Source organism: Exiguobacterium sp. FSL W8-0210 (genome assembly GCF_038006045.1).
In the GTDB taxonomy this organism is placed as follows: Bacteria; Bacillota; Bacilli; order Exiguobacteriales; family Exiguobacteriaceae; genus Exiguobacterium_A.
In genome coordinates this window covers 1,845,755-1,858,970 of the sequence record NZ_JBBOUK010000001.1, presented here as the reverse complement: position 1 = coordinate 1,858,970, position 13,216 = coordinate 1,845,755, and the positions used below count along the sequence as shown (strand labels likewise).

At 46.0% G+C, this 13,216-nt stretch carries 14 protein-coding genes; 13 read left to right on the top strand and 1 reads right to left on the bottom strand.

Annotated features, from left to right (window positions below; translation table 11 throughout):
- Positions 1–131 precede the first annotated feature (131 nt).
- The 8 genes from MKY22_RS09870 (at position 132) to MKY22_RS09835 (ending at position 8,020) form a co-directional block, all read left to right on the top strand.
- Positions 132–1,154, top strand: coding sequence for a helix-turn-helix domain-containing protein (locus MKY22_RS09870; protein ID WP_290777321.1), 1,023 nt, complete (start codon positions 132–134; stop codon positions 1,152–1,154).
- Complete coding sequence (locus MKY22_RS09865) at positions 1,154–2,584, top strand: RecQ family ATP-dependent DNA helicase (protein ID WP_290777319.1); 1,431 nt, start codon at positions 1,154–1,156, stop codon at positions 2,582–2,584. The genes MKY22_RS09870 and MKY22_RS09865 overlap by 1 nt, the downstream gene beginning before the upstream one ends.
- A gap of 43 nt (positions 2,585–2,627) precedes the next feature.
- Positions 2,628–2,822, top strand: coding sequence for a hypothetical protein (locus MKY22_RS09860; protein WP_152995552.1), 195 nt, complete (start codon positions 2,628–2,630; stop codon positions 2,820–2,822).
- A 71-nt stretch (positions 2,823–2,893) separates the two neighbouring features.
- The gene (locus MKY22_RS09855; RefSeq protein ID WP_195864802.1) at positions 2,894–3,778 is read left to right on the top strand and encodes a MerR family transcriptional regulator; all 885 of its coding nucleotides are present in this window, start codon (positions 2,894–2,896) and stop codon (positions 3,776–3,778) included.
- Between the two features lie 56 nt (positions 3,779–3,834).
- Positions 3,835–4,425 carry an adaptor protein MecA gene (locus tag MKY22_RS09850; protein WP_195864803.1) on the top strand — a complete coding sequence of 197 codons (591 nt, stop codon included), beginning with the start codon at positions 3,835–3,837 and terminating at the stop codon, positions 4,423–4,425.
- A 139-nt stretch (positions 4,426–4,564) separates the two neighbouring features.
- Entirely contained in the window at positions 4,565–5,509 is a 945-nt protein-coding gene (locus tag MKY22_RS09845; RefSeq protein ID WP_290777315.1) for a D-alanine--D-alanine ligase, read from the top strand.
- Positions 5,510–5,643: 134 nt separating this feature from the next.
- Positions 5,644–6,909, top strand: coding sequence for a Glu/Leu/Phe/Val family dehydrogenase (locus MKY22_RS09840; RefSeq protein ID WP_341088607.1), 1,266 nt, complete (start codon positions 5,644–5,646; stop codon positions 6,907–6,909).
- Between the two features lie 121 nt (positions 6,910–7,030).
- Positions 7,031–8,020: a YpdA family putative bacillithiol disulfide reductase gene (locus tag MKY22_RS09835; RefSeq protein WP_290777311.1), complete on the top strand. Its 990-nt coding sequence runs from the start codon at positions 7,031–7,033 to the stop codon at positions 8,018–8,020.
- Positions 8,021–8,073: 53 nt separating this feature from the next.
- Here the strand turns inward: MKY22_RS09835 and MKY22_RS09830 are convergent, their stop codons facing one another.
- Entirely contained in the window at positions 8,074–9,042 is a 969-nt protein-coding gene (locus MKY22_RS09830; protein ID WP_195864806.1) for an asparaginase, read from the bottom strand.
- Positions 9,043–9,210: 168 nt separating this feature from the next.
- On the opposite strand from MKY22_RS09830, the gene prsW reads away from it, so the two are divergent.
- From prsW to rpsA, 5 genes are all read left to right on the top strand, one after another.
- Entirely contained in the window at positions 9,211–9,888 is a 678-nt protein-coding gene (gene prsW / locus MKY22_RS09825) for a glutamic-type intramembrane protease PrsW (protein ID WP_023468651.1), read from the top strand.
- 19 nt (positions 9,889–9,907) lie between these two features.
- Positions 9,908–10,564: a flagellar brake protein gene (locus MKY22_RS09820; protein WP_214723564.1), complete on the top strand. Its 657-nt coding sequence runs from the start codon at positions 9,908–9,910 to the stop codon at positions 10,562–10,564.
- 76 nt (positions 10,565–10,640) lie between these two features.
- Positions 10,641–11,315, top strand: coding sequence for a (d)CMP kinase (gene cmk, locus MKY22_RS09815; RefSeq protein WP_050677444.1), 675 nt, complete (start codon positions 10,641–10,643; stop codon positions 11,313–11,315).
- Positions 11,312–11,911, top strand: coding sequence for a lysophospholipid acyltransferase family protein (locus MKY22_RS09810; RefSeq protein ID WP_290777307.1), 600 nt, complete (start codon positions 11,312–11,314; stop codon positions 11,909–11,911). The genes cmk and MKY22_RS09810 overlap by 4 nt, the downstream gene beginning before the upstream one ends.
- 102 nt (positions 11,912–12,013) lie before the next feature.
- Entirely contained in the window at positions 12,014–13,147 is a 1,134-nt protein-coding gene (gene rpsA, locus MKY22_RS09805) for a 30S ribosomal protein S1 (RefSeq protein WP_050677442.1), read from the top strand.
- Positions 13,148–13,216 lie beyond the last annotated feature (69 nt).

The following is a 13,216-nucleotide window of genomic DNA, read 5'->3' as shown; positions in this document are numbered from 1 at the left end:
CACAAGTGACAGCAGAAAATGTATATATCATCACATGCCCGCAAACGGCCTCTCTAAAACGTAACGGTGAAACAGGAATAGCATATCATCTTTGATTTGGAAACGACATACAACAGGAGGGAGCGTGACATATGGAAGTTTCTTTACTCGAGCGTATTTTTCTGGAATCGATCCAGCGCCTTCGAAATGAACGATCTGACCGCAGTCTTTATCATGTTTTTCAAGGAAAGAAATCAGCGACTTCTCTGCAAGATGCTCATTTTTATGATTTAGAGTCGGTATTCGGTACTGTATTAGTCAGTAAACAGCGATTCGAAACAATCTTGGCTGAACTTTCGCAGAAGAATTGGATTGAGCGGCAAGAGACACTGCGACTGACGTACGAAGGCGCGCAACTAGTAGAGCAAACGGATCGTGCGATCATTGATCAACTAGGTGGTGAACTTCGTGGTTATGCTGAGATGATGTGGAAACGACTCAGCCTTTTGGTTCAAACGATGGTTTGTTTAGAAGCGAAACAGCCGTTTATTCCTGTGCAACAGGAAACCATCATCCGTGAATGGGTAAAAAGTGTTCTTCCGACCATCTCGAATCGAGCAGAATGGTTACATCATATGCACCAAGAGTTGATATTTCTCCTTGAGCGCTTACCAGAGCGAGAAGCGACATTAATCAGTTACCGCTTGTCTGGCGTGCAGGCAGGATGGTCTTATCCGCAATTAGCTCAAATGATGAAAACGGATATGGAGAGTGTTCAATACGAATTTACGATCGCTTGGCGAAAGTGCATCGATGACTTAGAAAAAACACCATTTCTAAAGCAAATAGGTGTTGATCTACACACGTCAAAAATGACCCAGTCTGCGCAAACGACATGGGAGTTATTACAACAGGGATTAACCGTTGAAGCGGTTGCGATCCGAAGACGATTAAAAAATAGTACGATGGAAGATCATCTCGTTGAGATTGCAATGTATGTTCCTTCGTTTCCACTGGATCATTTTGTTACGTTATCTCAGCAAGAAGAGGTTCGACAGATTGCACAGCGACTCGGAACCTACGCGCTGAAACGGATCAAGAGTGAGATGCAATCCGAGATATCTTATTTTCAGATTCGATTGGTATTAGCACGTAGCAAATGGGAGGGGATTTAATGGAAGCGTTATTGCATCGTCATTTTGGCTACGAAGCATTTCGACCTGGACAACGCCAAATCATCGATTCCATCCTAAACGGAACAGATACACTAGCAATTTTGCCGACTGGTGGAGGAAAGTCTGTCTGTTATCAATTTCCGTCTTATGTACAAAATGAAGGACTAACGTTGATTTTGTCTCCGTTACTCTCGTTGATTGAAGACCAGGTCATGCAAATCAAGCGCAGAGGGGAGCGATCTGTCGCTAAATTAACTTCTGTCGAGACACGAGAAGAGAAGGAGCAGATCTTATCTGTACTCGAACATCTACGATATCTTTACTTATCACCGGAGCAACTGGCGCTGCCACAGATTCGGGCTCGGCTAAAACAGATCAATATCGCGCTCTTCGTCGTCGATGAGGCGCATTGTATCTCCCAATGGGGACACGAATTTCGACCGGAGTATGCAAGACTTGGTCACATTCGACAAGAACTTGGCCTTCCACCATGTCTTGCCTTAACGGCAACAGCGACGCGTGCTGTTGAGCAAGATATTCAAACACAACTGCGTATGCATGAGCCACAAATCATCCGTCGTTCTGTCAACCGACCAGAAATCCAATATGTTGTCGATCGCGTTGATCGAGAAGAAAAGGATGCGGCAGTCAATCGGTGGATGGAACGCATCGTTCGCCCATGCGTCATCTATACGACAACCCGTAAAGAAGCGGAACGAATTGCTGAAATCATTGACGGCGCGACCTATTATCATGCTGGGTTGACGATAGAAGATCGCCAGCTTGTTCAACAACAGTTTCTTCATGATGAGATTGATTGTCTCGTGTGTACGAGTGCGTTCGGAATGGGTGTCGATAAAGGTAACGTCCGTACGGTCATTCACTATACGATGCCTGCGACGATCGAAGCTTACATGCAGGAAGTCGGACGTGCCGGACGTGACGGTAAAGAGGCGACTGCGATCTTACTCTACGCTACTCAAGATGAACAACTACAAACGTACTTGATCGACACGCAATATGCGCCCGTCTTGTGGATCGATCAATTGCAACAAGGAATGAATCAAGGCGAATCCTATGCCAAGATGGAAAGTCGTTTTCGTTTTAATCCGGAAGATCCGGCATACCGCTTACTTAAATCACAACTCGAGAATGGGTGGTCGAAGGAACGCATCATCCAGTGGCAAACAGAACGTAAACAATTGAAACGACAAGAGATCAAACAGATGATGGACTACGTTCACCGGAACGAATGTCGCCGTTCGATGTTGTTGCATCATTTTGATGAGCAGGCAATCGTACAACCACGTTGTTGTGATATATGTGGAACGATTGAGTGGGAAAATCCAGTGCAGAGAAGGACGCATCAACCGGTAGATTGGAAATTGCGTTTAGAACAAGTCTTTTTTTCATCACCAGATTCGGTGTAAACTAGACAATATCCTTATATTTTTTAAGAAAAGGTGATGAACATTGAGTAAACAAGATCAGAGACGGTTGCATCAGAACGAAGAGGGGCAGTCACTTCCACCGCGTTCTTCGCGTATCGAACACGTTCGAAACGAGCGATTAAAACAACCATTTCGAAAAAATCCGTTAGCAATCACGTTGACGGTGCTCATGATCACGATCATCATCGCCTTCGTCTCCATCGGTTTCATGATGTAAGGGCACATTGTGAACGGAGATTTTTTTCCTTTCAGCGTATACTAGAAAGGAAGGGGAAGGAGGCACGATGCATGGATCGTGGGAAATATAATATCAAAGCAGTCGCTGCGTTAGTGGGACTCAACCCGACGACCATTCGTGCTTGGGAGCGGAGATATCAGGTGCTCGATCCGGATCGAAGTGAATCCGGACATCGCATCTATAGTGATAACGATGTCGCGAAATTACGCTGGATCGTCGATAAACAAAAAGAGGGGTTATCTGTCTCTAAAGCAATCCAGTTGTATGAGATGCCTGTCAATCGGGCTGAAGTACCGCACGATTACGGAGTCGAACTGCGAGATCAGTTATTTCAGGCATTGACGAACTTTGAAGAACGACATGCGCATGACATCATGAATAAAGCATTCTCGATGTTTAGCTTCGATAAAGTCATTCAGGACATCGTCGGTCCACTTTTGCATGAGATCGGAGTGAAGTGGGAGTCGGGTGAGATCACGATTGCGCATGAGCATTTTGCGACGGCATTTCTGAGAGCTCGCCTTTCGACATTGTCGTTACAGATGCCGATCAATCCATTTTTACCGCGAATCGTCTGTGTCTGCGCGCCGGAAGAAGAACACGAACTTGGGCTACTTTTCTTCACGCTTTACTTACGTCAATCTGGATTTGATGTCATTTTCCTCGGTTCCGGTATACCGGTTCAGGACTTAGTGACGGTCACACACCAGCTGCAACCGAAAGCCGTTATTCTTTCCTGCACGTTATCGGATCATTTACCGTTGCTCGATGAAGCGCTGGCACGTTTGATGGCTGATTTTCCGGATCTTGAGATTGGTCTTGGAGGTTATGCGGTCGATCAGCTGCCGGAACGGTATGGTCCACATTTACTTGGTGCAGACGATCAATCTTGGAAAAGTTGGTTAAGTCGACTCACTCCGACAACTGGTGTATAGTATGATTCATAGCGAACGGAGACATCAGGTTTCCGGTTTTGACTGGAGGAGTCTATATGAGGTTTGAACAAATGAAACAAGGACACCTTCGTGTCTTCATCACAAAGCAGGAGTTATCGCTTCACGACGTTCGACCAGAAACGTTGGCTGTCGGGAAGGGACAAGCTTTATTGCGTAATCTATTAGAAGAAGCCGAATCGAATTTTGGTTTTCAAGCAGCGGGAACACTCGAATTTTTCGTTACATTCTTTCCGAATGACGGGATGCTCGTTGATGTACGTCGTGAAGGCGATTTGCCAGAAGAGATGAACGAGGAGTTCGATCAAGTCGAAATTCGTATGACAGTTGATATCGTCCATCACGTCTTATATGCTCTACAATCGCTAGAAGACGTCATTCAAGCGAGTCATGGATTATTGCGACATATGCCTCGTACAGAGACAGGTGGTAGCCTCTACTTCTTCGAGGGAAGCTATTATCTCTATTTCCAAGAACGAATGAATGAGGCGCTCGAGCAGACGGTGACGACGATTTTATCTGAATACGGTGAACCGAGCCCGAAAAGTCCACTTGTCATGGCGGAGTATGGGAAAACGATTCAGGCGGAACATGCCGTCGCAACGATAGCTGAACAGTTTAATATGTAAAACATCAGGTGCGACATTCCCTCATAGGGGGATGCCGCACCTTTTTGTCTTCTGCTGGAAGTGGCACCATTTTGTATTTTTTCATCGTCAGAAGGATGGTATGATAATCATTGAACGTAAGAAGAAGGAGTGAAGTAGGATGAAAGTGGCAGTATTATACGGTGGGACTTCAGGAGAACGGGAGGTTTCATTAAACAGTGGAAAGTCGATCATGGAAGCATTAAACAGTAAAGGGCATGAGGTCACGGCTGTTGATTTCCACCCTGATCAAGCGCATGAACTCTTCCAGCTGGATGTAGATGTGGCTGTCATCGCTCTTCACGGGAAAATTGGTGAAGATGGACGCGTACAAGCATTGCTTGAACTGGCAGACATTCCATATACAGGTTCAGGTGTGTTAGCGTCAGCGCTAGCGATGGATAAGGCACGTTCGAAAGTTCACTTTGATAAAGCAGGCATTACGATCGCCCGTGATGTGCTGTTAGAGCGTGGAGATGATATCGAAGCAAAAATCGTAGAGTGGAATGGTCAATTTCCTTGTGTCGTCAAACCAGCACAAGAAGGCTCATCAAACGGATTGACGATTGCTCAAGATGAGACGATGTTACGTGAAGGAATCGCTAAAGCCTTTAAAGCGGACGATGCAGTGCTTGTCGAACAGTTCATTAAAGGGCGTGAAGTGACAGTCCCTGTCGTCGGTCATAAAGGTGCAGAAAAAGCACTGCCGGTCATCGAAATCATTCCGAAGAACGCCTTTTATGACTATGAATCAAAGTATGCCATCGGAGGTTCGGAGCATATTTGTCCTGCTGAGCTGGATGAGACAACGACAGAAAAACTTCAAGAATGGGCTGTTAAAGCGCACCAAGTCCTTGGCTGTGCAGGATACTCGCGATCTGATTTCCTAGTACCGGAATCCGGAAATCCAGTCATCTTGGAGACGAATACACTTCCTGGTATGACTTCGACCAGTTTATTCCCGGACGGTGCACGAGCAGTGGGAATCGAATATCCGGAATTGGTTGAATATTTCATGGAACTGGCGATCGAACGACATCGTCAAACAAAACAACCAAATCAATGATATCCTAGGAAAAGAAGTGAGAAAGCGCTTACAAATATAGGCGTAACCCCTTTCATTACGTTCGAGAAAAGAGTATACTTTATCCGAACAAGGAAACGGCATAGGGGATGCCACTTATGGGGAGGAACGTTGGAATGATCACTGACCAACAACATGCGAATCACCGCAAGAACGTACTGGAAGCGACACAAGAAATCGTCAAGGAGGCACTAGGGAAACTTGGTTATCCAGACGAGATGTACGAATTACTTAAAGAACCACTCCGGATGTTGACAGTCCGGATTCCGGTACGGATGGATGATGGTTCGACGAAAATCTTCACAGGATATCGTGCGCAACATAACGATGCCGTTGGACCAACGAAAGGTGGGATTCGTTTCCACCCGAACGTGACGGAAATCGAAGTCAAAGCATTATCCGTCTGGATGAGTCTGAAGGCAGGTATCGTTGACTTACCATACGGCGGCGGTAAAGGCGGAATCATCTGTGATCCACGTGAGATGAGCTTCCGTGAAATCGAACGTCTCAGCCGTGGATATGTCCGTGCTATCAGTCAAATCGTTGGACCGACGAAGGATATTCCAGCACCTGACGTCTTCACGAACTCGCAAATCATGGCATGGATGATGGACGAATACAGTCGAATCGATGAATTCAACTCACCTGGTTTCATTACAGGGAAACCGCTCGTCCTCGGTGGCTCACACGGTCGTGAGACAGCGACAGCGAAAGGTGTCGCAATCATGATTCGGGAAGCGGCAGCGAAGAAAGGCATCTCGCTTGAAGGCGCACGTGTCGTCGTTCAAGGATTCGGCAACGCCGGAAGTTTCTTATCGAAATTCATGTATGATTTAGGTGCAAAAGTCATCGCGATCAGTGATGCGTACGGAGCACTCCATGATCCAAACGGTCTCGATATTCCATACCTACTCGACCGTCGTGACTCGTTCGGTACCGTGACGACATTGTTCAAAAATACGATCTCGAATAAAGAATTGCTTGAACTTGAATGTGATATTCTTGTTCCGGCAGCAATCGAGAATCAAATCACAGAAGACAATGCGCACGATATCAAAGCAGCGATCGTCGTTGAAGCGGCTAACGGTCCGACGACGAACGAGGCGACGAAAATTCTCGCTGAACGTGACATCCTGATCGTTCCGGATGTTCTTGCTTCGAGTGGTGGCGTAACGGTCTCTTACTTCGAATGGGTTCAAAACAACCAAGGGTATTACTGGACGGAAGAGGAAGTACACGAGAAACTTGAAAAAGTACTCGTGAACTCGTTCAACCAAGTCTATCAGACAGCGCAGACGCGTAATGTCGACATGCGACTTGCCGCTTATATGATAGGTGTCCGGAAGATGGCGGAAGCATCTCGTTTCCGTGGTTGGGTCTAATATGATAATGAACGTCCGCTTCTTCTTTGCGAGGAGCGGGCGTTTTGCATTGCAATTTCTTTCGTCTATGGTAGAGATTTGCTAAGATATAAAAAAAGCAACCGGAAGAGGAGATATTCGAATGTTAGATTGTATCGTAATTGGTGCAGGCCCATGTGGGTTATCGGCAGCGATCGAAATGCAAGATCGGGGACTAGACGTCGAAGTACTCGAAAAGGGAAATATCGTCGAAGCGATCTATCGTTATCCGACGCATCAAACGTTCTTTTCAAGTAGTGAGAAGTTAGAAATTGGTGGTATACCGTTCATCAATAAAGAATTAAAACCGCGACGTCTCGACGCGCTCGTCTATTATCGAGAAGTCGTCAAACGAAAACAATTGACGATTCGTCCGTTTGAGACGGTCGAGCGGATTGAACGTCAAGCGGATCATTTTATCATCCACTCGGAGCGTTCCGGGGAAAAAAGAAGCCGAGAAGCTCGCTCCGTCGTGCTTGCGACAGGTTATTATGGTTTACCGAACCGAATGGATGTTCCTGGAGAGGAATTACCTCATGTCTCGCACTACTTTACGGAAGGACATCCGTATTTTGATCAAGATGTCGTCGTTATCGGTGGGAAAAATTCGAGCGTTGATGCAGCGATTGAACTTGAAAAAGCGGGAGCACGTGTGACCGTCCTTTACCGTGGACCGGAGTATAGTCCATCCATCAAGCCATGGGTGTTGCCGAACTTCGAATCTCTCGTTCGTTCGGAAAAGGTCAAGATGATTTTTGGAGCGTCAATCGAAGAAATTACGGAGCAAGAGGTGGTTTATCAAATAGATGGACATAAACAGACCGTCCGTGCTGATTTTGTTTTTGCGATGACAGGTTACACACCCGATGTCGGATTGTTCGCTGATACAGGCATTACGATTGATCGTAAAACAGGTATTCCAAGTCACGACGAAGAGACGATGGAATCGAATGTCCCGGGCATCTATATCGCAGGTGTCGTCGCAGCAGGATATGATGCCAATAAAATATTCATTGAAAATGGACGTTTTCACGGTGCAAACATTGCCAACCATCTCGTTGAACGGCTACGTGGTGCATCGATACAAGCATAAACAAAACCTCTTGATTTGGAAGATGAATTTCCGAATCAAGAGGTTTTTTTCATTTATTCAACGCGGAATGATTCTTCGAGTTCTAGTTGTGAAGCATCGATTTCGAGTTCGACCATCAGTTTAAGCCGCGCTTTTTGTGAATTCAGTCCATTCGAGAAAATGACGCCGAGTTCTTTTAATTGTTGTCCACCACCCGTATATCCGTAGACGTCTTGAACGATTCCGTTGAAGCAACGGCTGACGATGACGATCGGCATGACGGTAATCAATTCAGCGATGGCATCCACGATACTTGGTGGTACATTTCCTTGACCGAGGACTTCAAGGACGAGTCCATCATAACCGAGTTGTTTCACAGCAAGTAATAGGTCGGGTTCCATACCGGCATAGACTTTAAGAACGGCGACCCGTTTTGAGAGCGAAGTCACCATATGTGTTTGTTTCAAGAGCGGTGTATTGAATAAGTAGACATGATCCTTCGTTACCATCCCAAGATTTCCGAAATGAACGGATTTGAATGTATCGACGGATGACGTGTGCGTTTTTGTGACGTTGAATGCCGAATGGATTTCCCCGTTGAAGACGACGAGGACACCTTTTCCGCGCGCAGCTTCACTGACAGCGACACGAAGTGCCGTAATCAGATTAAACTCACCATCGGATCCGACCTCATTAGAAGAACGCATGGCTCCTGTCAAAACGATCGGAACAGGTGCACCAAGCGTCAAATGTAAGAAATAAGCTGTCTCTTCCAGTGTGTCCGTTCCGTGAGTGATGACGACGCCGTCGTAATGTTCCTTCTTGAGCTCGCTCTCGATGAAATGGGCTAGACGCAACATGATGTCAGGTGTCATATGCGGAGAAGGTAAGTTTGCGAAGTGACGCGTCGTGATGTTGGCAATATCTGTTGCTCGCGGGAGTGAAGCGTCGAGTGGATTGATATCGTTTGGTAAGACATGACCAGAATGATCCTGAGCCATGGCAATCGTTCCACCCGTATGAATGAGTAATAATGATTTCATGCTAAAGGGTCCTTGTCTACAGACAGAAGACCTTCACCTACTTTCTATGACGGATTCGATTCGTTCTCCCATATTGTAACCTTTTTCCCTCTTGAAACAACGAGGACGTTTTCTTTTTTCCAAGAAACCTTTATTCTTATAAATGAGGAAGAAAGGGGGAGAGGAAGCGTGGTTCAAATCGTTTTCTCCGGAGTTGCCCCAGGCATCGCACTCCTAACTTATTTTTATCTACGTCACGAACATGAATCGGAGCCAGTCGGCTATATCCTTCGAAGTTTCATTTTCGGTATTTTACTCGTCTTTCCCTTGATGTTCATCGACTATATCGTCCAGACCGAATTTGGTGGGCGTGAAGAGGTGCAGTTGATTCGAACAGCTGTTACGGAAGAATTCGCCAAATGGTTTGTCGTCTTTTATACGGTCTATATCCATCAACGGTTTAATGATTATTACGACGGAATCATCTATGCGGTAGCCTGTTCACTTGGGTTCGCAACGCTTGAGAATATCTTATATCTGATGGTGAATGGAACAGTCGAACATATGCTGTTTCGGGCACTCTTACCCGTATCTGGTCATGCTTTGTTTGCGGTCATCATGGGATTCTTCATGGGGATGGCGAAATTCTCGCCTCATCCTTATCGCTGGTTGTCGCTCTCGATTGCGCTTCCGGTATTTGCGCATATCTTATTTAATTTGTTAATATTGGAAAATGGTGGTATATCTTTTTTGCCGATCGTCTTCATGGTCATCCTATGGACGATTGGATTATTTCAAGTACGAGGTGCCAATCGTTTAAATCGGCGATTTAAACGAAAAAAACAACATTCAGATGGCATCGAATAGAGAGTAGGAGCGAAGTAGTATGATGGAAATCGGGGATTTGGTAATGCTTTCGAATAGTGAGGATCGACAAGGTCGCTCAAAGGTGACGGCTGTGACGAATCGATTGATTTGGATTGAAGCACCGAGCGAGGTCGCGACACTCAAAACATTCATCTTGTCAGAGCAAGAAGAAGTTTCATTTTATTTTTTTAAGGAGAAGGGCAAATTATTTGGATTTGATACGGTCGTCGTTGAACGACAAAATGATCCACTTCGCGGTCAACGATATGCTTTGAAACGACCGAAGGATGATCAAATCGAACGCATCCAACGACGTCAGTTCGTCCGAGTACCGCAAATACTCGATGTTGCTGTACACCCTCATAAAACGCAGTTCGAGCCGTTTACAACGGTGACGCTCGATCTATCGGCTGGAGGGATGATGATCTTGTCGGATCAATTACCGGTTCAAAAAGAGGAAGAGGTGGAAATGACATTCATTTTGCCTACAAGTGAGGGCATATCGAGTACGTTGGATGTCATCGCTGAACTCGTCCGAGTTGATCGGCGCGAAGAACGATATGAATTAGCATTTCAATTTACGATGATTCCCGACAGAAGTCGTGAACTTGTATTGCGTCACTGTTATCAAATGCAAATGAAAAGTTCAAGAAGGGGCATGAATCCATTCACCTAACCGCATTTTTTTGCTATGATAACGTTCGGAAGAATGAATCCCTATCAATCATAGGGAAGATGGAAGGATTGGATGGATGATGAAAAAGATTCAAATCGCTTTAGATGGACCAGCGGGTGCTGGAAAAAGTACGATCGCAAAACAATTGGCAGCGCGCCTTGACTATGTATATATCGATACAGGAGCGATGTACCGGGCCGTTACACTGGCAGCACTAGAACAATCGCTTGACCTCAACAATGGTGAAGTGCTCGGCGAATTGATGAAATCGCTTGATATTCGTTTAACACCAGGTGAAAACGGGCAACGTGTCTTTATTGGTGATCGCGAAGTGACGGATGCGATTCGCTCGATCGAAATCACGAATAATGTCTCGTTCGTCGCTCGCCAAAAAGAAGTTCGGGCTGCGCTCGTCACGGCACAGCGGAAATTAGCTGAACGCGGTGGGATCGTCATGGATGGACGTGATATCGGCACAGTCGTATTGCCGGATGCAGAATTAAAAGTCTTTTTGACGGCAACTGTGGAAGAGCGTGCAGCTCGAAGACACCGCGAAAATATCGCGCGTGGGATGGACAGCGACATCACGATTCTTCAAGAAGAGATCGCACTGCGTGATAAGCGCGACAGTGAGCGTGAAGTCTCGCCATTGCGCCAAGCTGACGATGCGCTATATCTCGATACGACAGAGATGACGATTGATGAAGTCGTCGTCCGATTGATGGAGCTAGCAGAGGGTGTCCTAAAATGAAACGTCAAGATACCATTTACCGGATTGCGCGGTTTGTCGTCTGGGTCATCGCGAAAACAGTCTTCCGATTGAAAGTGACAGGGCAAGAGAACATTCCAAAAGACGGTTCCTTACTCGTCTGTGCCAATCACAGTTCGAACTGGGACCCGGTCTTCCTCGTCAGTGCGATTCCGCCAAAACGTGCGGTACGTTACATGGCAAAAGAAGAACTGTTCAAAGTTCCTGCCTTAAAACAATTAATGATTGCGGCAGGAACATATCCTGTCGGTCGCGGTCAAGGAGATCGTCAAGCTTTGAAACGGACGATTGAACTATTGAATTCAGATGAGACGGTCGGTATTTTCCCAGAAGGAACGCGATCTGCGCCAGGTGAATTCACATCAGCACAACCAGGTGTCGGCTTCTTTGCCTTACGATCGAATGCTCAGATTTTACCGATTGCAATCATCGGATCATACCGCCCGTTCAAACGGATGCATGTTGCGATCGGGAAACCAGTTGATATTTCGGATTTACGTGATCAGCGGGGCGCAGCGAAATCGATTTCTGACCGAATCATGGACGAAATCAAATCCGTCTACTTCAATCACGCTTAATACCTTGACAAATAGTCAGAATTGTAAGAAGTTAGAAGCAGGATAAACGCATTGACATGTGTCAGGCGTTTCTTGTACTCATCGTGAGGAGGTTGTTTTGGAATGGTCGAAGAAATGAAAGATATGCCTGATTTTGAAATTCATCGGGACCAGGTAGTTACCGGAATGGTCGTGAAAATTGAAGACAAGCAAGCACTCATTGATATCGGATATAAAACAGAAGCCATCTTACCGATTAGCGAAGTATCGAGTCTTCATCTCGATGATATTCGCGGCGTGCTGAACGTCGGAGATGAACTACAAGTGAAGGTCAAGAAAATCACGGATGAAGAGGTTGTCGTCTCGAAACGAGAAATCGACGCGCTCAAAGCGTGGGAGCAAGTAGAAGAGAAGTATAAATCAGGTGAGATCTTTGAAGTTGTCGTCAAAGACATCGTCAAAGGTGGGCTCGTCGTTGATATCGGTGTCCGCGGATTCATTCCGGCGTCACTCGTCGAACGGCATTATGTCGAGGATTTCTCGGATTACATCGGTCGTTCGATCGAAGTCAAGGTCGTTGAACTCGATCAAGAGAAGAACCGTGTCATTCTCTCGCACAAAGCTGTCGTTGAAGGCGAATTGAACGCGAAGAAAAAAGAGACACTCGAAAATTTAGAAGTAGGTCAAATCCTCGAAGGTACAGTCCAACGTTTAACGGACTTTGGTGCTTTCGTTGATATCGGTGGCGTTGACGGTCTCGTTCATATTTCGGAGATGGCACACCACCGTGTCGAACGTCCTTCGGATATCGTCACGGAAGGTCAAAAAGTCGAAGTCAAAGTACTTGGTGTCGACCGTGATACGGAAAAGGTCAAGTTATCGATCAAGGAAACACAACCTGGTCCATGGCAACAGATGGAAGGGAAGATCGAAGCTGGCGATATCGTCAAAGGACGTGTACGTCGTCTCGTCCAATTCGGTGCTTTCATCGAACTTGCGCCGCAAGTAGAAGGACTTTTGCACATTTCGCAAATCGCGAACCGTCACATCGGTTCACCTTCGGAAGTACTCGAAGAAGGTCAGGAAATCGAGGCGAAAGTACTCGAAGTACGTCTTGATGAGCATAAGATTTCGCTATCAACACGTGTCCTTGAAGAGGAAGAATCATCCGCTGACGATTATTCGGATTATACGAATCAATCAGAAGGATTCTCGGTCGCTGACTTGACTGAGGACGATTCTGATAAGAAAGAATAAGCAATGACACAAAGCGGACACAAGCGTGTCCGCTTTTTATATGCGGTTTGTTATGGTATATGACAGTTT

What these genes read in the sequence shown, in the direction of transcription:
- MKY22_RS09870 (WP_290777321.1), top strand. Translation starts at nt 132, where the DNA reads ATGGAAGTTTCTTTACTCGAGCGTATTTTTCTGGAATCGATCCAGCGC.
- MKY22_RS09865 (WP_290777319.1), top strand. Translation starts at nt 1,154, where the DNA reads ATGGAAGCGTTATTGCATCGTCATTTTGGCTACGAAGCATTTCGACCT.
- MKY22_RS09855 (WP_195864802.1), top strand. Translation starts at nt 2,894, where the DNA reads ATGGATCGTGGGAAATATAATATCAAAGCAGTCGCTGCGTTAGTGGGA.
- MKY22_RS09850 (WP_195864803.1), top strand. Translation starts at nt 3,835, where the DNA reads ATGAGGTTTGAACAAATGAAACAAGGACACCTTCGTGTCTTCATCACA.
- MKY22_RS09845 (WP_290777315.1), top strand. Translation starts at nt 4,565, where the DNA reads ATGAAAGTGGCAGTATTATACGGTGGGACTTCAGGAGAACGGGAGGTT.
- MKY22_RS09840 (WP_341088607.1), top strand. Translation starts at nt 5,644, where the DNA reads ATGATCACTGACCAACAACATGCGAATCACCGCAAGAACGTACTGGAA.
- MKY22_RS09835 (WP_290777311.1), top strand. Translation starts at nt 7,031, where the DNA reads ATGTTAGATTGTATCGTAATTGGTGCAGGCCCATGTGGGTTATCGGCA.
- MKY22_RS09830 (WP_195864806.1), bottom strand. Translation starts at nt 9,042, where the DNA reads ATGAAATCATTATTACTCATTCATACGGGTGGAACGATTGCCATGGCT.
- MKY22_RS09820 (WP_214723564.1), top strand. Translation starts at nt 9,908, where the DNA reads ATGATGGAAATCGGGGATTTGGTAATGCTTTCGAATAGTGAGGATCGA.
- cmk (WP_050677444.1), top strand. Translation starts at nt 10,641, where the DNA reads ATGATGAAAAAGATTCAAATCGCTTTAGATGGACCAGCGGGTGCTGGA.
- MKY22_RS09810 (WP_290777307.1), top strand. Translation starts at nt 11,312, where the DNA reads ATGAAACGTCAAGATACCATTTACCGGATTGCGCGGTTTGTCGTCTGG.
- rpsA (WP_050677442.1), top strand. Translation starts at nt 12,014, where the DNA reads ATGGTCGAAGAAATGAAAGATATGCCTGATTTTGAAATTCATCGGGAC.